Below are 21,890 nucleotides of genomic sequence, written 5' to 3'. Positions count from 1 at the left end.
GAAATTAGATCGAAGGGGCGTATCGATATGCAATCAAAAACGATCGACCATGAAGCACTTAAACACTATAAGCCTATCGATTGCAAACATTTTATTGATGGGGTGTTTGTTGATTCAGATAGCGATCGCGTGATTCAAAATATGAACCCGGCTACGGAAGAAGTAATCGGGTCCATTGCCATTGGAGGAGAGTCTGAAGTCGATCGAGCCGTAAAGGCGGCAAAAAGGGCGTTGACGGGACCTTGGAAAGACCTTTCAGCTTTTGAACGATCGGGGATGCTTCGAAGAATCGGAGATGAAATCCTAAAAAGAAAAGAAGAGCTTGCTTTTATAGAAGCAACTGATACTGGAAAACCATATTCCCTTGCACTGGAGATGGACATAACTAGAGCAGCGCACAACTTTTATTTTTTTGCGGATTATCTTACATCCATGGGCACAGAAAGTTACCAACAAGACCAAAAGGCCCTTCATTATGCAATTCGAAGACCTGTTGGTGTAGTTGGAATGATTAACCCGTGGAATTTGCCTCTCCTCTTGCTCACGTGGAAGCTGGCTCCTTGTTTAGCTGCGGGAAGCACAGCAGTAATGAAGCCATCGGAGTGGACTCCAATGACAGCCACTTTGCTTGCTGAGATTTGTAAAGAAGCAGGTGTGCCGAATGGGGTTGTTAACCTTGTTCACGGCTTTGGGGCGGATTCGGCAGGAGAAGCTATTACGAAGCACCCTGAGGTAGATGCGGTTACCTTTACGGGGGATACAAAAACAGGGACGGCTATTATGAAAGCTGCAGCCCCATCTCTAAAGAAGGTTTCATTTGAACTGGGTGGTAAAAACCCTAACATTATCTTCGCAGACTCCGATCTGGATGAAGTGATTGATACGACCTTAAAATCGAGCTTTCTTAATCAAGGTCAGGTGTGTCTTGCGGGCTCAAGAATCTATGTCGAGAGTACTGTTTACGACACGTTCTTGGAAAAGTTTGTAGCACGAACAGAGGAGCTCAATGTTGGAAATCCTTTCGACCCTGACGCAGACATGGGTTCTCTTGTTAGCAGAGAACATTACGAACACGTCCTTGGGTATATCCACTTAGCAAAAGAGGAAGGTGGAACGATCGTTACTGGTGGGGCAGAACTCCCTTCTTCTGTAGAGAAAGGTTGTTATGTGAAGCCAACGATTATCACTGGTCTTAGTCAAACTGCCCGATGCGTGCAAGAAGAAATTTTTGGACCGGTTGTAACGGTGATCCCATTTGAGACAGAAGATGAAGTGATAGAATACGCCAACGATACGAAATATGGTCTTGGAACGACAATTTGGACTAACGATTTACGGAGAGCTCACCGGGTTGCTCACCAAATAGAGGCGGGCATTATATGGGTGAATACTTGGTACTTAAGAGATTTGCGGACGCCATTTGGCGGGATGAAAGGGAGCGGAGTTGGAAGAGAAGGAGGAGCTCATAGCTTCGATTTCTACAGTGAATTATCTAACGTCACAATCAAACTATGAATCAATGGAGTTGAATCATCTATGAGTTTAACCGTTCAGGATTATTCAAATTATTTGCTCGAAGCAGAAAAAAAGAGAGATGGGATGAAGCCCCTAACGGAATTGAATCCACACCTTACTATTGATGACGCGTACCAGGTACAAAAGGAGACGATTAAACGGAAGTTGGAAAAGGGTAAGAGGATTGTCGGTCATAAGATAGGGTTAACCTCTTTGGCTATGCAACAACTTCTAGGAGTCGATGAGCCCGATTATGGTCATCTCTTGGATGATATGAAGGTTGAAAATAAAGGGGTTGTCTCTTTTAATCAGGTAATGCAACCGAAAGCGGAAGCTGAAATTGCATTTGTTTTAAAAAAAGACCTGACTACTAAATCCATTACTATCGCCGATGTTCTCGAAGCTACAGATTATGTGGTACCAGCGATTGAAGTGGTAGATAGTAGAATTGCTGATTGGAAAATCAAGCTACCTGACACCATTGCAGATAATGCTTCATCTGGGTTGTTCGTTATAGGTGATCAGCGTTTTAAGGTGGAGGATATCGAGCTTGAATCAATCAAAATGAAAGCATATAAAAATGGTGATTTTGTTAATGAAGGTACGGGGAAGGATGTTCTCGGTCATCCAGCGGCATGTGTAGCCTGGCTTGGTGAAAAGCTTGCGGAAGTAGGCGGTTCTCTAAAGGCTGGAGATATTATTCTTTCCGGAGCTTTATCAGCAGCGGTCGATATGAAGCCTGGAGATACATTTCATGCAGACTTTGATCACCTAGGCACCGTCAAAATAACGTTTAGTGAATAGGAGAATTTACATTAAAGATTGGAGTGTACCTGCTTGGAAAAGGTAAAGGTGGGCATCATTGGATCAGGTAATATTGGAACAGATCTACTCATGAAATTAATGCGTTCAAAAACACTAGAGGTCACTACAATGATCGGCATAGACCGTCATTCAGATGGGTTAAAAAGAGCAAAAGCAAATGGGTTAAAAGTGATCGTAAATGGTATTGAAGGTTTCCTAGAGAGGCCGGAACTTGCTGATATTTTATTTGATGCCACATCAGCTAAAGCACACGTAAAACACGTAGAAGCTTTAAAAGGAACAGGGAAGCAACTTATTGATTTGACACCTGCAGCTATTGGACCATCGGTCGTTCCTCCAGTGAACATGACTGACTTAAGTAAAGAATCCGTTGTCAACATGATTACATGTGGTGGACAAGCTACTATACCGATCGTCCATGCGGTCAATCGCGTTAGTTCTGTAAATTATGCAGAAATTGTTGCCACAATTGCGAGTAAAAGTGCCGGTCCAGGAACAAGAGCGAATATTGATGAATTTACGATTACAACTAAAAGTGGGATTGAAACGATTGGTGGGGCAAAAGAAGGGAAAGCCATCATCATTTTGAATCCTGCAGAACCACCGATCATGATGCGAGATACGGTATATTGTGAAGTTGCTGATCGCGAGATGAACGAAGAAGAGGTCAAGCAATCGATTCTAGCCATGGTTAAAGACGTTCAATGCTATGTTCCTGGCTATCGACTAAGAGCTGAGCCTGTTTTTGATGAAAATAAAGTAACCGTATTTGTTGAAGTAGAAGGAGCCGGAGATTACTTGGAAACATACTCTGGCAACCTTGATATTATGACAGCTGCCGCGGTAAAAGTAGCTGAAGATATTGCTTTGGCACAGTACGAGACCGTAAAAGAGAAAGCAGGGAGGCAGTAGGAGTGAACAGAGACGTATACATTACAGAAGTTGCCCTTCGTGACGGAAGTCATGCTATGGCCCATCAATATTCTGTCGATCAGGTCATTCGTATCGCCAAAGGACTCAATGAGGCCAATGTTCCTTATATTGAAGTCGCACATGGTGATGGACTTGGAGGTTCATCATTACAGTACGGAAGATCAAAAACCAATGAACTTGAGCTCATAGAAGCTGCCGCATCAGTATGTGATCATGCGAAAATCGCTGTTCTTTTGTTACCTGGAATTGGTACGGTCCATGAGCTAAAAGAAGCTGCATCAGCCGGGGCGAAAATGGTGCGAGTAGCAACACATGTAACAGAAGCTGACGTTGCAAAGCAACACATTTATATGGGCAAAGACCTTGGGTTAGAAACGGTCGGATTTCTCATGATGGCACATATGGCGCCTGTAGAAGAGCTAGTAAAACAAGCGAGATTAATGGAAAGTTATGGAGCTGATATCGTTTACGTAGTTGACTCTGCAGGGACGTTACTTCCTCATCAAGTAACTGAGAGGATCGTCGCTCTTAAAAACGCTTTACGAATAAACATAGGGTTTCACGGCCATAACAATTTGTCACTTGCGATGGCCAACTCCTTAGCTGCGATGGAAGCAGGAGCAACATACTTGGACGGTAGTGTTCGATGTTTAGGGGCGGGGGCAGGCAACACACAGACTGAAGTGATGGTAGCTGTACTCGATAAGTTAGGTGTGAAAACCGGTGTTGATCCATACAAGATGATGGACCTTGCCGAAGATGTGGTTGCTCCAATCTTACCTAAACCTCAAGAGATCGAGAAAGGGAGCCTTATTCTCGGATACGCAGGTGTGTACTCGAGCTTCTTGCTACATTCCGAGAGGGCTGCCAGAAGATATAACTTAGACATTAGAGACATCTTGGTTGAGCTAGGCAATCGAAAGGTCGTAGGAGGACAAGAGGACATGATTGTCGATGTAGCTTACGAGTTAGCGAAGAAGAAAGAGGCTCATATTTAAGGAGGAGAACGTTATGGATCTTAGAGAGATTGCTAGACACATAGATGAACATCAACAGCAAGGAAAGGAAATGGACAAAGTAACCCTATCCAATCCTTCGTTGAACGTAGAAGACGCCTATCAAATACAAAGAATGTGTATTGAAGAAGCAGAGAACAGAGGCAATAAAGTGATTGGGTGGAAAATGGGACTTACAAGTGTGGCAAAACAAAAAATGGTCGGTGTAGATGAACCGATATACGGCCGTCTAACTTCAGAGATGGAAATGGATACTTCATCTTTGTCCATGGAAGGATTAATTCACCCAAAAGTAGAGCCTGAGCTTGCTTTTATTCTTAAAAAAGATTTAAAAGGTGATCACATCAAACCTCGTGATGTTTGGATGGCAACGGAGTGTGTGTTACCGGCTATTGAAGTCATTGATAGCCGATACCGGAATTTCTCCTTCACATTGGAAGATGTTGTGGCTGACAATGCATCATCAACCAAATTCCTGCTCGGCGATCAAGCTTACTCTCCTTACGAGAAATCATGGGACCAAATGGGTGTGACAATCATTAAAAATGGAGAAGTCCAACATGAAGGCGTAGGATCCGACGTCCTCGGTCACCCTGTTCGCTCAGTGGCTGAATTAGTCAATATGCTCCACAAAGAAGACATTGGTCTCAAAGCAGGAATGGTCGTACTCGCCGGGGGCTTTACTGAAGCTGTCAATGTTGAAGAAGGTGACGAGGTTGTTGTGCATTACGAGGGTCTCTGCAACCTTTCAATGAGCATTACCAAATAGGAGGGGCAACCATTGCCAATTGCGCACATTCATATTTTAGAAGGAAGAACAGTAGAGCAAAAGAGGAACTTAATTAAAGAAATATCAGTATCACTAAGCGAGAACTTGGAAGTTTCAAAAGATAGAGTAAAGGTTCTCCTTCATGAAATGCCTGATGAGAATTGGGGGTCAAATGGGATCTCAAAAGGAGAAGAAAAGGAAAGGGATCAGTTTACTCGGGGGTCTGCATAATGAAAATCTTTGGACAAGCACTTCGGGATAAAACAGGCTGTTTATTGGCGATCGGAGCTTTCGATGGTGTTCATAGAGGCCATCAAGAAATCATAAGGCAAACCGTGAGTAAAAGCCTTAACAAGGGTTTGCCTAGTGCCGTGCTGACATTCGATCCACCTCCTAAAGCATATTTTGGAGGGGCACGAGTATTGACTCCTATTGAAGAAAAGGTCAAGCGTATAAAAAGACTTGGAGTAGATATGGTTATTGTTGCTCGTTTTGATAGGGAGTACACACAACGCACCGCTTATGAATTTATGGAAGACTTAAAGCCCTATGCTCCAAAGGAAATCATTGTAGGGTCCGACTTTCGATTTGGAAAAGACAGAGTTGGAGACATCAAAACGTTGCAAGAGCATTACCATGTCAGCATATCAGAGACGATTCACTGTGATAGTGGCACAGTCATTTCATCAACACGAATTCGTCAGTTGATGGAGATCGGCAAAAGAAGAGAGGCGACCTCATTACTGGGGTGGCCTTGATCATAGGCAAAAGATCCAACTATTAAATTGGGGGAATGAATGTGAAACAAGTAAAACGTTCACTAATGGTTATGTTGATGGCTGTGATGGTAGTCTTTTTAGCTGCTTGTGGTGATGACGGTGATGCTGATGCAACAGCAGACGCAAACAACGACAACGATAATGGTGAAGCGACGGGTGAATCATCTGAAACGTATTCGTTCAAACTTGCTCACATTACACCAACTTCTCACATGTGGCATGAGGCTGCTGAAAAATTCGGAGAAGAGCTTGATGAACGTTCAGATGGACGCATGTCCCTGGAAATTTACCCAGCAAGTCAACTCGGAACTGAAGCGGATATGGTGCAACAAATTGAGGCGGGCTCCATTGACTTTGGCTTCATCACGGCTGCCTACCTAAGTTCGAGATCAGATGCATTTGCCGCGTGGTTTACACCTTATGCCTTCGACTCACTAGAAGAAGTACATGAAGCAAGAAAATCCGATATTGCCAAGAAAATTCTCGGAACTCTTGATGAACAAGGGCTGGTAGGTCTTGATTATTTATTCGCAGGACAACGGGTGATGTTATTTAAAGATACGGAAGTTCGGGCTCCGGAAGATATGGAGGGCATGACATTGCGTGTTACTCCTAGTCCCCCAATGCAAGATTTCTACCGTTTTACAGGAGCAGCCTCTGAAGGCCTGCCTCTTCCAGAAGTCTATGCAGCTGTTCAAACAGGGGTTATTGATGGGATGGACATGGACCTTGATGCAACGATTACAAACAACTATCACGAAGTAGTGGAGTATGGTGCCGTTACGAACCATATGGTTTGGCCGGCAGTAGCGCTGGCAAATCAAGATGTCTTTGAAGGAATGCCTGAAGCGGATCAACAAATTATTCGTGAAGCACTTGAAGCGGCGGCTGATCATGCGGTCACGAAACGAGCAAGCCAAGAGGAAGAGTTCAAGCAGGAATTGATGGATCAAGGTATGACAATCTATGAACTTAATGCCGATGTTTTCTCCGAGCAAATTGAACAGTTTGATGAAACTTATGGGCCAAGCAATGAATTAATTCAAGAATTTATCGACACATTCAGATAACAGAAAGAGAAAGGGGAGCTTCAATTGAATTTCCTTAGTGCTGGTCTTGCAAAATTTGAAAAAGGTCTCGCGATTGTCTTGATTTTTTGTATGGCAGTTTTCATGACAACATCGGTACTTTTTAGATACTTTTTGAATGCTCCTTTATCATGGGTTGGGGAAATATCAATCTTTTTATTAATTTGGATCACCTTCATCGGTGGAAGTCTGGGGCTGAAATATAAGTCCCAGGCATCCGTTACAATTTTGTTGGACAATGTGCCTTTTTTTGTAAGGAAAATTCTCCAAGTAGTGGGCCATGTGATCATGATTGTTTTTCTCTTGGTGATGCTCTATTACAGTCTCAAATGGATTACATCTTCTGGTGTAAGCTATCAACGAGCAAATTCAATTAATATTCCCATGTGGATTCCTTATACTGTTGTACCTTTGGGATTTGCTTGTGCGTTTGTACATATCACAGCTAACCTAACGACGATTATCAAAGAGGAGGAAGTGAAATGACAATCTTACTAATCTTTCTTTTCTTTGTGTTTCTATTAATAGGAATTCCCATTTCATTGGTTTTAGGAATAACCACGGTTTTGTATTTCATTATGGCTGGAAACCCTGTCTTGCTTGAATCGACACCAATGAGGTTATTCTCAGGGCTTGAGAACTTCGGCCTTCTGGCTATTCCATTGTTTATGTTAGCTGGGGAATTAATGAACGGTGGGGGTATTACGTCACGACTTGTCCGTTTTACTAGGGTGATAATCGGGCACGTAAGAGGAGGACTCGCTTATGTGACCGTTGTTTCGAACATGTTCCTTGCTTCCATTCTCGGATCGGCGAATGCTCAGGCTGCAATGATGAGTAAAGTCATGGTTCCACAAATGGAGAAAGAAGGATATCGAAAGGATTTTTCAGCAGCTTTAACGTTGTCCTCTTCCATCGTAGCGCCAATCATTCCACCGAGTATGATTTTTATCATATACGGTACACTTTCCGGGACATCCATTGGTGGATTATTTATGGCAGGAATTATTCCAGGGATTATGTACGGAGTGGGATTCATTTTTCTTATTGCCGTTCTCGGTTACAAATACAACTTTCCAAAGAGTGAACGTGCACCATTAAAAGAAATGGTTAGAAGTGCGATCAATGTTTTGCCGGCTCTTTTTGTTCCTTTTGTTATCGTATATGGAATTTTAAGTGGCGCGTTTACAGCAACGGAATCAGCTGCTGTTGCCTGCTTTATCGCTTATTTAATTGGTGCGTTTTGGTATAAAGAATTAAAGCTTCGAAAAGCACCATCCATACTATATAGCACAGTTGTAAGCACAGCAACGGTCACGTTTTTAATTGCGATGGCAAATATATTTGGATGGATGATAGCCTTTGAGCAAATTCCACAAATGATTGTAGACGGCATGTTGTCTCTTACAGATAACCCCATTGTCTTTCTATTGCTATTGAATCTGATGCTTCTTTTATTAGGTGCTATATTGGACGGCATTGCAGCTCTCGTTATACTCCTTCCTGTATTAATGCCACTTGTTCTAGCGTTTGGCATTGATCCAATTCACTTTGGTGTTATTATTTGTATTAATTTAACGATCGGGCTGTTGACTCCGCCGGTTGGTACGGGATTATTCATCGTTTCATCAATAGCCGAGGTTCGATTTGAAAGTTTGGTCAAATCCATTCTTCCATTCTTAGCTATGGGTATTTTCATCCTTATGATCATTACGTACTGGGAGGATGCTGTGTTGCTAATCCCTCGAATGATGGGTCACTAAAACAAAAACAGCCCCATTTTAATTGGAGGCTGTTTTTGTTTTAGGAATATAAATACATTTCTTCTTCGCGAACGTGAACGTAAAACTTAAGCAACTTCTTTACTTGTTGAGAGGTCCCGCCCACTCGTCCGATCAAAGATAAACCCGGCTATGAGCATCAATAGAAGCATGCCGCTAATCGAGTAATAAATTGCACCGTCCCCAATCCATTCGATGAAAAATCCGCCGGCTAGCGGTCCTGTCATGCTCCCAAGAGCAAATAGAACAGCCATCATCACGTTCCCTGTCGGAAGAAGGGAAGTAGGAAGCAAATCGGCCATATAGGCGATACCAAGGGAAAAGAGTGAACCAAGGAGCATTCCTGCAATGATAAAGCATACAAGAAGGGCCCACATGTTTTGTTCGACAACACTCATTGACAGAAAAGCAATGAGTCCGAAAAAGATAATCACTTTCAACACCTTGCTTCGGCCCACTCGATCACTAAGAGAGCCCAATGGAATTTGAGTGAACAAACTTCCGAACACGAAGCTGGATAAAAGAACGGCTGCCCATTCAATATCAATGCCGGCGCGAAGAGCGTATACAGGATAATTACCATGAAGAGACGCCTCCAAATAACCGAAACAAAAGCTTGGTAAGAACGCAAACCATGCAAGTTTGACCACTTGTTTATATCGACCCATGGTTCCCATTTGAGCAGCTGTTTCAATCTCATTGTCAGGCCATTCATTTTTTAAGAACAAGATAAAAATCCATGCAATAAAGCTACTTGATGAAGCAATGATAAACGGTAAAAATTCATTCACGCTTAAAAGACTTGTCATTAACGGTCCAAGCCCAAATCCCATTCCAAATGCAAGTCCGTATATGGCCAACTGGCGTCCTCGTTTTTCCTTGGAGCTTGTTGTACTGATCCAGACTTGAGTGGAAAAGTGGATGAGATTATCACCAACTCCAACGATGATCCTAAGAACAAACCAGAACCAAAATGCTTGCCAAAAAGGGAAGAGGATAAGTGAAATGGTTACTAAGATAAGTCCCGAAATGATGACCGGTTTATAACCAAACGTCCGAACAGGACGTTCAATAAACGGGGAAATAAGTAAGATTCCAATATAAAGTGCGGCAGCATTTAATCCGTTTGCAGAAGAGGCTATGCCCGCGTTTTCCAGCATGACAGCAAGAACCGGGAGAAGCATTCCTTGAGAGAAGCCCGCGATCAATACCATCCCTACAAGAACCCAATAACGAAACACGGGGTTGTTTTCTTGATGTGTCATCCTACTGCCTCCTTTCGAATAATCCTTTTCCATTGTAGTCTGTTTATTTCGGTTTGCAAATGATTTTTTGATAAGTGAAGGTAGAGAAGGTTGGACATTGGATTTTTATTCGAGGGAGGAAGTAGAACTTATCAGATATGTTAACATTTGAAAAAAACAAATCCCTCCAACGCAGTTCTTGTCTGCGGGAGGGATTTATCTTGTTTATCCGGCGGGATTATACAGTTTTATCTAAGGTGTCTCGGTTTCAAGATTCTCTTCTTTCCATTTCATAAAGCCACCACCGATATTTTTCACATCGTAACCTTTGTTTAGAAGAATGCTTGTGGCAATGGCCGATCGTTTTCCTGATGCGCAGTGAACGGCAATGGTTTGATCTTTTGGAATTTTGTTTTCTGCTTCCTCTGGCAGGTTACCGAGCATCACGTGAATGGCATCTGGTATCCGTTCTTCATTCCATTCATTTTCAAAACGGACGTCGACGATTTGAATGTTTCCTTCATCTTTCAGTTCCTTCACTTTTGAAGGTGGAATGGTATCGTAAGTTTGTTTTTCTTTTGCCTGATTAACCATTTGGGGCGGGAAGAACCCTTTCACGTTATCGATCCCAATACTGTAGAGAGCTGTAACGATCCCTTTTTGTTCATGTGGTTCAGCAATCAGATAAACATTTTTATTGTAATCCGTGAGCCATCCCATCCACTCAAGAAAGCCATCTGGAAATGGGATATTTATCGTTCCTTCTAAGTGTCCTTGGGCAAAAAGTGAAGAAGGTCGAGAATCAATAACGATGTTTTCTTCCTCACTGGCCAATTCTTTTATTTTTCCTTCGCTAAAAGCGAATTCGACTGGCTGTTCGATACTTGCGACGAGACCGGTGACGCCTTTATTCAATTCTTTCATTTCTTTAAAATAGGCTGGTGGTTCAGGTTGTCCGTCTAAAAGAAACTCAGTAAAAGGTTGTTCGTCATCGAACTGAAGTGCAGGATTGAATTGCTTTTCGTACCCTACAGTCGTTGTAGGAACGGCACCGAGGGCTTTCCCACAAGAGCTTCCTGCGCCGTGACCGGGCCAGACCTGTAAGTAATCATCGAGCTGTTTGAATGCCTTGAGAGATTGAAACATTTGCTTTGCGCCTTCATTGGCAGAGTCTTTTACGCCGACAGCTTTTTCTAGAAGGTCCGGTCGGCCGACGTCACCTACAAAGACAAAATCTCCGGTGAACACACCGATAGGCTTTTCTGGGTTCGCCCCATCTGTGAGCAAAAAGGAGATGTGCTCTGGTGTATGGCCGGGAGTATGAAGAACTTGAAAGACAGTTTTGCCAAGCTCAATAGTATCCTCATGATGGACTGGAGCTGTATTAACGGAAGCAGGAAAGGAATAGCCACCGTTACGGGCTCCTTCAGCTGAATGGTACACGGTGGCGCCTGTTCGATCGGAGAGCTCGATGCTTCCGGAAACAAAGTCGGCATGGATGTGTGTTTCAAGAGCTGCGGTGATGGTAAAGCCCTGCTTCTCCGCTGTTCGAATATAAGGACGAATGTCACGAGCCGGGTCCACAATGGCAGCCTCACCTGTTGCTTGGCAGCCGATCATATAAGAGGCTTGAGCCAGTGATTCATCGTAAAAGTATTTTAAGAACATAAATGATCCCTCCAGTTTATTAGAAAGTGTAAATGGTACAATGTTGACGTGAGTGACAGAGAATAATTGTACCAACATACCCATACCCGTTCAGGAATATCTTCATGCATCATTTAGACGTTTGTTAGATCTACACAGTAGTATTGTTTTAATTTTTGGATGAAAATATAAGTTTCTTCTTAAGTGAAACAGTGTGGATTGCATTAACAACCCCTCTTACGTGACGAAAACCATCTAAAAGGGGTAAAATAAAAAAAGACTTTTGAACAGATAGGATGGGATGAACCAATGAAATATTCAATGACAGAACACGCATTTGAAACCCAAACTGAATACGGGAAACTCACCGTTTCGGGAAACGAAGAGCATGGCTTTCGCCCGTTTCAGCTTATGGTAAGTGCTATTGCGGTATGCAGCGGTGGTGTCCTTCGAAAAGTCATGGAAAAGCAACGTATGACTGTAGAAGACATTCAAATTGAAGCAGATGTAGAAAGAGAGCCTGCTGAGGCAAACCGCCTTACAAAAATCGCCCTTCACTACACGATTAAAGGGGAAGGGTTGAAAGAAGCAAAGGTGGAAAAAGCGATCGAGCTTGCCCGTAAAAATTGTCCGATGGCCCAAACGGTTGAAGGCAAAGTGGAACTAGAAGAAACGTTCACATTGGCATAAAGGTACGATCATGGAAGGGGCGATCCCTTCCATGTTTTGTTCTAGTGTAGGTATTTACATTCTCTATTGCATACGGATACTTTTTTTGTGGATTTCTTTTTCATCTAGCTCAAGCGCCTTGGTCACGAGCTCGAGGTCATTTCATTCCATCAGCTGAAGCCAAAAAGCGGTTTCAGTCTGATGGCCTGAAATGCTTGTCGCTCGTGACCAAGGCGCTTGCACTTTTGTTCATTGGAGGTGAGCCCTTTTGCACGGAGCAAACAAGCAATATGATTTTACAGAAGGCAGCATTATGAAGAAAATGATTTTCTTTTCTGCGCCTATTTTTTTGACAAATATTTTGCAAACGTCCTATCAAATCATTGACAGTCTATGGGTAGGAAACCTTCTTGGAGCCAATGCCCTAGGAGCAATCGCCATTTCAGGGACAGTCGTTTTTACTATTCTTTCGTTCATTATCGGATTGAATACGGCGGCTCTTACGGTGTTATCTCAGCGTAAAGGGGCTGACGATAAGGAAGGCTTAAAGAAGTCGTTAAACGCTTTTGTCGTTGTACTCGGGTCCATGACGATTGTGATGGGCTTGGTAGGTTTCTTCTTGTCCGGTACCATTTTAAGGTGGATGGGTACCCCGGAAGGGATTTTACCGTTGGCGACCACGTATCTGCAAATCAATTTTATCGGAATAGTATTTTTATTTGGCTATAACTTTATTGCTACTGTCTTACGCGCTCTTGGAGATAGTAAGACCCCTGTACGCTTTGTCTTATTGGCGGTCATTTTGAATACCATTTTAACGCCTGTATTTATTTCCGTATTTGATATGGGGATTGCAGGTGCAGCGTATTCCACGATCGTATCTCAAGGAACGGCTTTTTTCTACGGCCTCATCTTTTCGATTGTCAAAGCAGGTGTCCCTTTTACGAAGCCATCCCTTCCTGAATTCAAGTATTTGAAAATGATCTTTAAGCTTGGTCTTCCATCAGGCCTTTCCATGATGGTTATTTCAGGAGGCGTGCTCGCGATTATGACGGTTGTGACCAACTTCGGTGAGGAAGTGGTGGCAGGATTCGGGGCTGCTCAGCGTCTTGATAGCCTGATTATGCTTCCTGCATTTACATTAGGCTCTGCCGTAAACAGTATGGCTGGGCAAAACATCGGAGCAAAGCTGTGGGAGAGAGTATCAGACATAACGAGAAGCGGAATGATGCTTATTTTGCTCGTCTCATTCTCGATTGGTGCCCTCGTCTTCTTTAGTGCAGAATTCCTTGTGGCCTTATTTGTGAACGACCCTGCTACGATCGAATTCGGTGCGACTTACGTCAAAACCGTGGCGTTTTTCTATCCATTTTTAGGAATTAACTTTGTGTTAAATGGGATTGTGCGGGCTTCAGGGGCCATGTTTCAGGTGTTTGTGTTAAACACCATTTCCTTTTGGATCTTGAGGTACCCAATGACGCTCCTTTTCTCTAACCTTTACGGCGAGTCAGGAATTGCGATCGGAATGGCAGTCAGCTTCGTCATCTCAAGTGTGATCGCCATTGGTTATTATAAATTTGGCAAGTGGCGGGAAGTAAACGTTCTTGAAGATAAAGAAGAAAATTAAGTCTGTTTCTATGGTGTTTGGATATTTTTTATTTTTCCAAGAAAAACTACAGGTACGTAGACATTAAAAGGAGGACACCATGAAACGACTACTCTTACTTACTCTAGCCACAATGATTTGCCTACTTAGTATTTCTTCTTACGCTTTTGCTGAAGGTGAGGGAGAAGAGCCGGCTAAGCAGAATGAAAATGCGGTTCCAGGTTCTGCCATGAACATTTCGAAAGAAAACACGTATCCAAACCCAACTCAAGATCTCCCAAGACTTCATCCGAGTGACTTGGCATCTGAACTTCTCAGCACAACAGATATTAAAATCGAAAATCCTGATTTGATTAAAATGTTCAACGAATCTACAATTAAAGGCTCAAAGCTTTCTCTTGGAATGAACGTCTCCATTTTCTTGGGTCAGTGGCCACTTGCGTATGATTCAGACGAGACTACCGTCAACTGGGAGTTTGAGAAAGTAAATACGAACTTCCAAGACAATCGCGGTGGTACAGCTGTCAAACCGATGCAATTTAATCAAGAACAACAAAAGAAAATCAAAGGCGGTTTAACGGCAGATATTCCAAATGCCGACATGGTTCAAAAAATGATGATGCTTGAAGCAGGGGAAAAAACAAAGCTTCCTCTGAGTTTTCATACTGTCATCGGTTATGGAACAAAAGTGGAAAGAACGTACAATATTCCTACACGAAACGTAGGTTACTTATATGCATATGTTCCGGCTGTGAGTGAAAAAGGAAAAGTAACATATGGAGAAGTGTACTTGAGAATGAAGGGTGACAAACGTTGGCTCGAAGTCAAAAACGTTACTCAGCAAGGTATTGGTGCCTGGATTCCGATCCAAGACTACTTGGATTTCAAATTCATAACAGCGAACCAACCGAAATAGTGAAAAAAAGCGGCCTTAGTGAAGGTCGCTTTTTTTCACAATATTATAGATAAGAAAAAGAGTGAACCCCGGAAATTTGCTTTCCGGGGTTCTGTTTATTCTTCTCGAGGCGTCATGTCTCGTTTAACCAGAAGCCAATCTTTAGCAAAATCTACACTGTTTCTTACGTGAAAAAGCTTCGCTGTGGCAGCGCCAACTTTTCCTGTTGTGACAGGTTGGTTTTTTTCAAAGGCAATGCCCAGTTCGATGTACCATTCTTCGTAGTGTTCCACATCTTCAAAAGACGTCCACTTACGTTTTCCGTCTATCATGACAGGAGCTGATGATACGTCCTCTACAGGCTTGTGTAGCATATACTCAGCTAAGTGAAAGGACGTGTTGTTTTCGAAACCGACCCCTAGAAGAAGGACTTTTGCTTCGTGGTCATATAACTTTTGGAGTGGGGAGGTAGGGCCGAGTCCAAAAGATAGGGAATGCTCCTTCATCCAATCCTGTTGTTTTCCCCACGCAGCAAAGGAATGCTGAGGATGATAGCTCCTAATGACGTCGGGGTGAGTGCGAAACACCTCCACAATGCGTCCCATGCTTCTAGTTGGTGTGAGGTGAGGATCAAATGGGGGCATTGTATCACGAATCGTTTGCCACCATTCCCTCGGCACAGCCGGTGCTCCCCAGTGCATCGGGTCGGATAAATCTCCTGATTGTGTAGGCATGACGAGTGTACCTTCGTCTCCAATGGTTTTTATGAGTGCTTCCACAACCGCTTGAGCACCACCGGAGACCCATCCAAGTGAACTTAGAGACGAATGGACAATTAAGATGTCTCCTTTTTTGATACCAAGTGATTGGAAACCATGGATCATTGATTCCACCGTGTTTGGTTCGTGTACCTTTAATATGGTTTGCTTCTCGGAACTCATTGGCGTTTCCTCGTTTCTTATTTACTAAAAGCGATACGTGATTCACGTTTGGTGTAATCTACGTCTTTATAGTAAGCATCTTTAACAAGAAGGTTTGGTCCAAGGCAATTAACAGCTGGACAGTGGCAGTCAATCGATTCTGATAACGAGCTTTCGCGCCACGTGTTATAAGCTTGTTGCAGTGTTGTATTTTGAATGTTGCCAAGAGGCGGGGCATCCGCAAAATCAGTCACATTGATCGTTCCGTCAAAAATATTCATGTTTACACGGGAACGGCCATCCGGATCGTTTCGGACAGTGACATTCTTTTCTTCGTACAAACGCTTTAATAGCGAGATGTCATCGTCACTCTCGTTACACGCGTAAAAGGGTAGCGTTCCAAAGAGCATCCACACATCTTCTTTTTTGTGATCTAAAAGGCGGTGGATGCCTTGTCTGATTTCAGGTAGGGTTGCCACTTCTAAATTTTGAGCAAACGAGCTAGGGTACATGGGGTGAACCTCGTGTCTTTGACAACCCATCTCTACAATCTGATCGTGAATGCTCTCCAAGTGAGGGAGTGTGCGTTTGTTGAGCATCGTTTCAGCCGAAACAATCACCCCGGCACTTGTTAGAGCTATACTGTTTTCAACCATTTGGTGAAAATACCGTTCTCTTTGTTCGCGAGTTGGCTTCTTATCCATCACCGCAAAACCGATATCCACAAAGTCGTCCACACTTCCATAGTTATGAGAAATATGTAGCACATCTAAGTAAGGGGTTATCAAATCATATCGCTTTAACGGAAGGGTCAAGTTGGAGTTAATCTGTGTTCGAACACCTCGCTCGTGAGCATAGCGAAGAAGAGGCACTACGTACTCTTTCACACTCTTCATGTTGAGCATCGGTTCGCCACCAGTAATGCTTAATGTTTTAAGGTGCTCCACTTCGTCCAATCGTTTCAAAAGCAAGTCGAGTGGGAGTGGATTCGGGTCTTTTGGCTGCAACGTATAGCCAACAGCACAGTGCTCACAGCGCATATTGCAGATCGTAGTTGTCGTAAGCTCCACGTTTGTGAGTCGCAACTCACCATATTCATGTATGTCTTGATACGCTTCCCACGGATCGTGAGAAGGGGTAATGGGTTTAAAAATAGTCATTGTTATACGCTCCTTCATTACATAGCATACAGGGTGGGAGCGTGATTGTCAGTAGGTTTGAGGGAGAATTTTGTGGAGGGTGTTTAGGTAGAGGTGGTGGAAGGAGATTTCTCTTTATTAGCGGCCTGTCACTTTGAGCGGTTTATCGATCACTTTTGAAATTTGTTCATCACTTTGTTCGGCTTATCGATCACTTTTGAGATTTGTTCATCACATTTCCTGGCTTATCAATCACTTTCAGAATTTATCAATCACTTTGCCCGATTTATCAATCATCTTAAAACACGCCAATCCAACACAGATTGGCGTGTTCCGACACTTTTTAACTTTTCAAAAACGAATTAGCAAATGATGTACTAGACTCAAAATTATAAAACCCTGTGATCATTTTCGATAGCCGTACAGGGTCACCAAAGAAGAACCGCTCATATAAAGTTTGCCGAGTACCGAATTGGCTCATGCACAAGTCAGAAGCGAGGTTGAATAATGCCAATTTGTCACGTCCGGTCAAATCGTGTCCCCTCATATACCTCTCCAACTCACAACCAATCGAACTATTCAGCTGTTCTTCGTGTGGCAAACAGACCATGCCACTTGCCCCAAGAAGTTCGATAATCTCGGTCATTCTCGGATACAATTCTTGAAATGACGTCACTGCTACATAAAGAGGGGTTCTTGCTGGAACGAGCACGCCTCGTTCATCCGCTTCGGCCTGCACTTCCGATTGTGTAAGGAGAGCCCTGGCACATTCCAACCCTTTGATCATTTCAGCAAGCTTTAATTGCACATGCTCATATTCTGAAATATTAATCGCGTCGACAATTAATTTTGCTACACCGAGAGCAAACTCTGTCTTTACTACTTGCCTTGACACAATTTGGTGCATAGTAAAAGGGGCGAAGTAGCTTTTTATGAAAAAATCATTAGCCACTTTATTGTTATTGTAATAAAATACTCGATCCCACGGGACAACCACATGGTCGAACATGACGACACTATCCATCTCATCAAATCGATTACTTAAAGGAGAATCAAATCGGTTTCCGTTACCAACAAAGGATCGTCGACAAGCAAACGTCAATCCTTTCGTATCGCTCGGAATAGAAAAAGCAAATGCTTGAGATTCATCAATCACACCTGGAGGGGAAAAGACGATGATTTCATCAGTCATGCCTCCCTGTGTAGCAAGAAGCTTTGCACCGTGCACAACCATTCCGTCATCGTTACAGTCAACCACTCGGGCATTTGGCGTTTCATCATCCATAAACACTAGCAAACTGCGATTATTTTGGGGGTTAATGAACGTATGTGTAAAAGAAAGGTCGTGTTTCACAGCCCGATTATAAAGGTTGATGATGTTTTCGGGAAAGCAATTTTCTTCCCCTTCCAAAAGGTGAACGGAAGCAGTGAAAGCGGCCAAGACTGTGTTCATGTAATCAGGACTTCTCCCCATAAGCCCCCCCGTATGCCGAGCCCACACTTGCACCATCTGCCGTCTTTTCTCCAAGTCTTCTTTTGTTTTTGGAATTAAATAAGAAGTACCGAATGTGCGTCCTGCTTCATCTGTATGAACTAAAACGTCACTGTGTTTCTGTTCCCCTTGAAGGTCATAAAGCTCTGCTTGACTTTGGATAGCTCCCTTAAACGCAGGATGCGAAGAAATAGAACCTTCAACCTTTTTTCCTTCAATCCATACGTTCTGTTGCAGCCCGTCGATCCGCTCCTTATACACATCTCCTGAAATAACAGCCACTACATGAACACCTCGATCCGAATTCAAATAATATACAGTTTATGATTGGGCGGGCCAGAGGTTACAGATCGATTGGGGGGGGGGGGGGGGGGGGGACGTTCGGTGCGCGTGGTACTCGTGTGCTTGTCGAATTCTCTTTAAATCGGTGAAAAGTCATTATAAATGAGCCTCATAAAACGTCAAACGTTCATCTCAAACAAGAAGAAAATTTGCATAAACTCCATGAAACGCTTCACAAAAGAAAAATCACAATTTATTCCAAAAAAACATACACACTTTTCCTTTACTATGATAATCTAATTTTATAGATCATCAATCTAAAAAAACAGATCAACAAAGGGTGAACAAGTATGAGTGAAAAGATCAAATCCATTTCCATCTCAACAGCACAAGCAAAACTCCTAGGCAGCGCTCTTCGCGTCAAGATTATAAGCCAGTTAATCGACAAACCAAAAACATCAAAGCAAGTGGCCACCGACATTGGTGAATCTCCTGGAAATGTTCACTATCACATGAAAAAGCTTCATGACGGGGGACTCGTTGAGCTAGTTGAGGAAAAGAAACTTGGAGGCGTAATCGAAAAGTATTACCGTTCCGTAGCCACACGATTTCACTCACCGGAAGATGCGACCGACCCTGTTTTAAGTGACGATTTCAACTCAAAAGAATCTTCTCTCACATCGATTCGTCTTCAACTATCACCTGAGCAAAAGACAGAATTCCACGAAGAAATGATGACCTTTTTAGAAAAGTGGGTAAAACGAACGGCTAACAGCGAGCGCTTAGAAAAAACCGAAGAGTTTAGTATTGGGGTGAAGATGGTCTCTACAATAGAGAAGGGAGAGAAAGGATGACGCTGCTTTTTAACCGGAACTTTGCATTCATGTTCTTTGGCCGCATCATTACGAATATCGGAGACAGCCTTTACGCAGTAGCTGCCATGTGGCTTGTTTACGACTTGGGCGGGTCGACGTTTTATACGGGATTGGCAGGGTTTTTGACGATTGTTCCCCGAATCATTCAACTGTTGGGAGGGCCGTTTATTGATCGGTTACCTGTACGCAAGCTGTTACTGACTACCCAGCTGTTACAGGCGGGGCTTTTACTCACGATTCCCATAGCCTCTTATTTTGGTTACTTAACAGTGGGGCTTGTGCTGGTGATTACGCCACTGCTTGCTACGCTTAACACATTTGTTTATCCAGCTCAGATGGCAGCACTGCCTTCGATTGTAAAAAAAGAAGAGCTCACCAAAGCCAATTCCTATTTTACGGTAGCTTATCAAGGCATTGATATTGCATGTAACGCCGTTGCTGGTGTGCTCATCGTTGTACTAGGGGCCGTGTCCATTTACTTATTGGATTCACTCATGTTTTTGATTGGAGCGATTCTGTTTTCCTTTCTCAGAATGCCTCGAGTGACTACCCAAGCCAACCAAAAAAAGAAAGATGTAAAGGAGCACATGAGAACTTATGGAAAAGAGTTAAGCGAAGGTGTAGCAGTGTTGTTTAACAAAACCATGTCCCGCCTTTTAATTGGCGTCATTGGCATTAACTTGGTTGGTGGAGCAACGTTTGTTGTGCTTCCTGCGTTTGCCGATCTTAAAGGCGGAGCGGAGATATACGGATTGTTGCTCATGGCTCAAGCGGCTGGTAGTTTAACAGGCGCGCTCCTTACACCATACTTGAAGCTTGAACGCTTCGGATTGGGGCGTATTTACGGCTTGGCGTTTCTATGCAGTGGACTCCTTTGGGCAAGTGCTTTGTTCAGTCCAATCACTTGGATGATGGTTTTGATTTACGGTTTAGCTTGGCTCCCAGGAGGTATCACCAACATCCTGATTATCACATGTCTTCAAAAGGGAATTCCAAAAGCCTATTTGGGTAGAGTCATGTCGGCTGTATATAGCATAAGTGGAATTGCCTTGCCAGTCGGATCTCTAGTAGGAGGGGCATTGGGAGTTTACATTGGAAGCACAGCCATTATCTTTTTCAGCGGCTTGAGTGTTACGCTTATCGGTCTATTTTGGCTCCTTGATCGTAACACACAGGCTCTACCTAAAATCGAGGACATTCATGAACATTCATTTGTAAAAAAACAAGAGTCAGTCGCATAAAACAGGACGAGTTTTATAAAATGGTATATAATGGGTTCGTTGTATCATTCTAATAAGAAAGCAGTGAACCCATTCATGCTAAAGCCTTTACACGAGTTGGAAAGCTTGTATTTATCGTTGGTTTGCTCATTTTTTTAGGTGGCACCTATATATTGATTGAAGGTTATTCGATATCTCCTTTATGGTTTTATGTCGTTGGTGCCTTCACGATCGCTTCCGCCAACTTCCTTAGAAAAAAGAAGGAGGAGCATGCAAGATGATTGAGATTCTTACGATAATGATTGTTACGATCCTTATTGCCGTTGCTCTTTTTCAGTTCCTCTTGGCTCTAGGGCTTCCCTTTGGAGAAGCGGCCATGGGCGGTTATTTTCGAGTGTTACCCTGGTATTTAAGAGTAGTTAGTACCGTAAACGGGCTGATTCTTCTTTTAATGGCAGTGGTCTTTTTGATGTATGGCGGATTTATTTCAGTTGAAGCGAATTTGCCCCTCCTTTGGTTTGTATGGGGAATTGCCATATTCATGGGACTAAACACAGTAGCCAACGCCTTCTCTAAAAGCAAAAAGGAAAAGATGATCATGACACCTGTCTCTGCAATTGCGTTTATATTGTGCTTGTCCGTTGCGCTCATGTAACGATAAAATAGGTACGTACCACATTTACTTCTTGCTTTTACATAATAAAAAAATGAGTATACCTTTTGGTCAGTAAATATTTTCATTTTATGTCAAGTTCCGTGCCCCTTTGTTATGCGTAGCTGAACGCTAGTAGCGACACCCCTGCGGCTGAGGGAGCCAGGAGAGACCCCGCAAGGGCTATGCCCGAGGAGGCTCACCGGCACCGCGGAAAGGGAGCGGATAGCGTGAAGCGGAGCCTTACACACTTACGCAAGGGTATACTAACTATAACAACGGAGGAGAAAGATGTTTTTCTTTTTAATCATTGCACTGATCACGACTGTTGCTTTTTTTAATAGTTGTGTAAAAATAGCCAAGCAAATCAGAAATGGCGAAGACGAAGGGGCGGAGCGTATACTTGCCTCCACTTTACTAGGAATTGCTTTCTTCTGTACCATTTTCTTGTTCAACGGATAGTTTGATAGGTCATGTTCTTACTTGGAGCCCTCTACCTTTGGGGCTCTTTTTGTATCGATAACGTGAGCCTCTTCCTTTTCG

22 protein-coding genes are annotated in these 21,890 nt (G+C 43.1%); 17 read left to right on the top strand and 5 right to left on the bottom strand.

Going from position 1 to position 21,890, the window contains the following annotated elements:
• The first annotated feature begins 27 nt into the window (after nt 1-27).
• From G476_RS0115765 to G476_RS0115720, 10 genes are read left to right on the top strand one after another with little or no spacing between them, the layout of a single operon-like run.
• Complete coding sequence (locus G476_RS0115765) at nt 28-1,515, top strand: aldehyde dehydrogenase (protein ID WP_026690946.1); 1,488 nt, start codon at nt 28-30, stop codon at nt 1,513-1,515.
• A 21-nt stretch (nt 1,516-1,536) separates the two neighbouring features.
• On the top strand, nt 1,537-2,319 hold the full coding sequence (locus tag G476_RS0115760) for a 2-keto-4-pentenoate hydratase (RefSeq protein WP_026690945.1): 783 nt from the start codon (nt 1,537-1,539) through the stop codon (nt 2,317-2,319).
• Nucleotides 2,320-2,352: 33 nt separating this feature from the next.
• The gene (locus G476_RS0115755; protein ID WP_026690944.1) at nt 2,353-3,252 is read left to right on the top strand and encodes an acetaldehyde dehydrogenase (acetylating); all 900 of its coding nucleotides are present in this window, start codon (nt 2,353-2,355) and stop codon (nt 3,250-3,252) included.
• Between the two features lie 2 nt (nt 3,253-3,254).
• Nucleotides 3,255-4,271, top strand: a complete 1,017-nt coding sequence (gene dmpG, locus G476_RS0115750) for a 4-hydroxy-2-oxovalerate aldolase (RefSeq protein WP_026690943.1) — start codon at nt 3,255-3,257, stop codon at nt 4,269-4,271.
• A 13-nt stretch (nt 4,272-4,284) separates the two neighbouring features.
• On the top strand, nt 4,285-5,058 hold the full coding sequence (locus G476_RS0115745) for a 2-keto-4-pentenoate hydratase (RefSeq protein ID WP_026690942.1): 774 nt from the start codon (nt 4,285-4,287) through the stop codon (nt 5,056-5,058).
• Nucleotides 5,059-5,070: 12 nt separating this feature from the next.
• A complete protein-coding gene (locus G476_RS0115740; RefSeq protein ID WP_026690941.1) occupies nt 5,071-5,289 on the top strand; it encodes a tautomerase family protein in 219 nt (72 codons plus the stop codon).
• Nucleotides 5,289-5,816, top strand: a complete 528-nt coding sequence (locus G476_RS0115735) for an FAD synthetase family protein (RefSeq protein ID WP_026690940.1) — start codon at nt 5,289-5,291, stop codon at nt 5,814-5,816. Before G476_RS0115740 ends, G476_RS0115735 begins: the two co-directional genes overlap by 1 nt.
• 35 nt (nt 5,817-5,851) lie before the next feature.
• The gene (locus tag G476_RS0115730; protein ID WP_245579685.1) at nt 5,852-6,907 is read left to right on the top strand and encodes a TRAP transporter substrate-binding protein; all 1,056 of its coding nucleotides are present in this window, start codon (nt 5,852-5,854) and stop codon (nt 6,905-6,907) included.
• Between the two features lie 24 nt (nt 6,908-6,931).
• Nucleotides 6,932-7,411: a TRAP transporter small permease gene (locus tag G476_RS0115725; RefSeq protein ID WP_026690938.1), complete on the top strand. Its 480-nt coding sequence runs from the start codon at nt 6,932-6,934 to the stop codon at nt 7,409-7,411.
• Nucleotides 7,408-8,688 (top strand): TRAP transporter large permease, encoded by a 1,281-nt coding sequence (locus G476_RS0115720; protein WP_026690937.1) that lies wholly within the window; start codon nt 7,408-7,410, stop codon nt 8,686-8,688. Before G476_RS0115725 ends, G476_RS0115720 begins: the two co-directional genes overlap by 4 nt.
• Nucleotides 8,689-8,774: 86 nt before the next feature.
• Here the strand turns inward: G476_RS0115720 and G476_RS0115715 are convergent, their stop codons facing one another.
• Both G476_RS0115715 and G476_RS0115710 read right to left on the bottom strand, forming a co-directional pair.
• Nucleotides 8,775-9,971 carry an MFS transporter gene (locus G476_RS0115715; RefSeq protein WP_026690936.1) on the bottom strand — a complete coding sequence of 399 codons (1,197 nt, stop codon included), beginning with the start codon at nt 9,969-9,971 and terminating at the stop codon, nt 8,775-8,777.
• 231 nt (nt 9,972-10,202) lie between these two features.
• Nucleotides 10,203-11,618 (bottom strand): MBL fold metallo-hydrolase, encoded by a 1,416-nt coding sequence (locus G476_RS0115710; protein WP_026690935.1) that lies wholly within the window; start codon nt 11,616-11,618, stop codon nt 10,203-10,205.
• 288 nt (nt 11,619-11,906) lie between these two features.
• Between G476_RS0115710 and G476_RS0115705 the strand changes: the two genes are divergently transcribed.
• From G476_RS0115705 to G476_RS0115695, 3 genes are all read left to right on the top strand, one after another.
• A complete protein-coding gene (locus tag G476_RS0115705; RefSeq protein ID WP_026690934.1) occupies nt 11,907-12,287 on the top strand; it encodes an OsmC family protein in 381 nt (126 codons plus the stop codon).
• 292 nt (nt 12,288-12,579) lie between these two features.
• Nucleotides 12,580-13,893, top strand: a complete 1,314-nt coding sequence (locus G476_RS0115700; protein ID WP_051314930.1) for an MATE family efflux transporter — start codon at nt 12,580-12,582, stop codon at nt 13,891-13,893.
• A gap of 79 nt (nt 13,894-13,972) precedes the next feature.
• Entirely contained in the window at nt 13,973-14,788 is an 816-nt protein-coding gene (locus tag G476_RS0115695; RefSeq protein WP_026690932.1) for a YfkD famly protein, read from the top strand.
• A gap of 95 nt (nt 14,789-14,883) precedes the next feature.
• On the opposite strand, the gene G476_RS0115690 is transcribed toward G476_RS0115695, so the two are convergent.
• The 3 genes from G476_RS0115690 to G476_RS22205 all read right to left on the bottom strand — a co-directional run bounded on the left by G476_RS0115690 (nt 14,884) and on the right by G476_RS22205 (nt 18,600).
• Nucleotides 14,884-15,708, bottom strand: coding sequence for an AAC(3) family N-acetyltransferase (locus tag G476_RS0115690; protein ID WP_035187189.1), 825 nt, complete (start codon nt 15,706-15,708; stop codon nt 14,884-14,886).
• 17 nt (nt 15,709-15,725) lie between these two features.
• On the bottom strand, nt 15,726-16,847 hold the full coding sequence (gene yfkAB / locus G476_RS0115685) for a radical SAM/CxCxxxxC motif protein YfkAB (protein ID WP_026690930.1): 1,122 nt from the start codon (nt 16,845-16,847) through the stop codon (nt 15,726-15,728).
• Nucleotides 16,848-17,169: 322 nt separating this feature from the next.
• Nucleotides 17,170-18,600: a 4-hydroxyphenylacetate 3-hydroxylase family protein gene (locus G476_RS22205; protein WP_035187187.1), complete on the bottom strand. Its 1,431-nt coding sequence runs from the start codon at nt 18,598-18,600 to the stop codon at nt 17,170-17,172.
• A gap of 350 nt (nt 18,601-18,950) precedes the next feature.
• Here G476_RS22205 and G476_RS0115675 point away from each other — a divergent pair, with 350 nt between their 5' ends.
• From G476_RS0115675 to G476_RS23650, 4 genes are all read left to right on the top strand, one after another.
• Complete coding sequence (locus G476_RS0115675; protein WP_026690929.1) at nt 18,951-19,454, top strand: ArsR/SmtB family transcription factor; 504 nt, start codon at nt 18,951-18,953, stop codon at nt 19,452-19,454.
• Nucleotides 19,451-20,716 carry an MFS transporter gene (locus G476_RS0115670; RefSeq protein ID WP_026690928.1) on the top strand — a complete coding sequence of 422 codons (1,266 nt, stop codon included), beginning with the start codon at nt 19,451-19,453 and terminating at the stop codon, nt 20,714-20,716. The genes G476_RS0115675 and G476_RS0115670 overlap by 4 nt, the downstream gene beginning before the upstream one ends.
• A 256-nt stretch (nt 20,717-20,972) precedes the next feature.
• Nucleotides 20,973-21,350, top strand: coding sequence for a hypothetical protein (locus tag G476_RS0115660; protein ID WP_035187184.1), 378 nt, complete (start codon nt 20,973-20,975; stop codon nt 21,348-21,350).
• 288 nt (nt 21,351-21,638) lie between these two features.
• A complete protein-coding gene (locus tag G476_RS23650; protein WP_156906610.1) occupies nt 21,639-21,809 on the top strand; it encodes a hypothetical protein in 171 nt (56 codons plus the stop codon).
• The last annotated feature ends 81 nt before the right edge of the window (nt 21,810-21,890 follow it).

The organism is Alteribacter aurantiacus DSM 18675 (assembly GCF_000429705.1).
Lineage (GTDB): Bacteria > Bacillota > Bacilli > Bacillales > Salisediminibacteriaceae > Alteribacter > Alteribacter aurantiacus.
This window is presented reverse-complemented; position numbering and strand designations above follow the sequence as displayed.

Excerpts from the sequence above, each read along its gene's own strand:
- G476_RS0115765 (WP_026690946.1), top strand. The coding sequence starts at position 28 with ATGCAATCAAAAACGATCGACCATGAAGCACTTAAACACTATAAGCCT.
- G476_RS0115760 (WP_026690945.1), top strand. The coding sequence starts at position 1,537 with ATGAGTTTAACCGTTCAGGATTATTCAAATTATTTGCTCGAAGCAGAA.
- G476_RS0115745 (WP_026690942.1), top strand. The coding sequence starts at position 4,285 with ATGGATCTTAGAGAGATTGCTAGACACATAGATGAACATCAACAGCAA.
- G476_RS0115735 (WP_026690940.1), top strand. The coding sequence starts at position 5,289 with ATGAAAATCTTTGGACAAGCACTTCGGGATAAAACAGGCTGTTTATTG.
- G476_RS0115730 (WP_245579685.1), top strand. The coding sequence starts at position 5,852 with ATGAATGTGAAACAAGTAAAACGTTCACTAATGGTTATGTTGATGGCT.
- G476_RS0115720 (WP_026690937.1), top strand. The coding sequence starts at position 7,408 with ATGACAATCTTACTAATCTTTCTTTTCTTTGTGTTTCTATTAATAGGA.
- G476_RS0115715 (WP_026690936.1), bottom strand. The coding sequence starts at position 9,971 with ATGACACATCAAGAAAACAACCCCGTGTTTCGTTATTGGGTTCTTGTA.
- G476_RS0115710 (WP_026690935.1), bottom strand. The coding sequence starts at position 11,618 with ATGTTCTTAAAATACTTTTACGATGAATCACTGGCTCAAGCCTCTTAT.
- G476_RS0115705 (WP_026690934.1), top strand. The coding sequence starts at position 11,907 with ATGAAATATTCAATGACAGAACACGCATTTGAAACCCAAACTGAATAC.
- G476_RS0115700 (WP_051314930.1), top strand. The coding sequence starts at position 12,580 with ATGAAGAAAATGATTTTCTTTTCTGCGCCTATTTTTTTGACAAATATT.
- G476_RS0115695 (WP_026690932.1), top strand. The coding sequence starts at position 13,973 with ATGAAACGACTACTCTTACTTACTCTAGCCACAATGATTTGCCTACTT.
- G476_RS0115690 (WP_035187189.1), bottom strand. The coding sequence starts at position 15,708 with ATGAGTTCCGAGAAGCAAACCATATTAAAGGTACACGAACCAAACACG.
- yfkAB (WP_026690930.1), bottom strand. The coding sequence starts at position 16,847 with ATGACTATTTTTAAACCCATTACCCCTTCTCACGATCCGTGGGAAGCG.
- G476_RS0115675 (WP_026690929.1), top strand. The coding sequence starts at position 18,951 with ATGAGTGAAAAGATCAAATCCATTTCCATCTCAACAGCACAAGCAAAA.
- G476_RS0115670 (WP_026690928.1), top strand. The coding sequence starts at position 19,451 with ATGACGCTGCTTTTTAACCGGAACTTTGCATTCATGTTCTTTGGCCGC.
- G476_RS0115660 (WP_035187184.1), top strand. The coding sequence starts at position 20,973 with ATGATTGAGATTCTTACGATAATGATTGTTACGATCCTTATTGCCGTT.
- G476_RS23650 (WP_156906610.1), top strand. The coding sequence starts at position 21,639 with ATGTTTTTCTTTTTAATCATTGCACTGATCACGACTGTTGCTTTTTTT.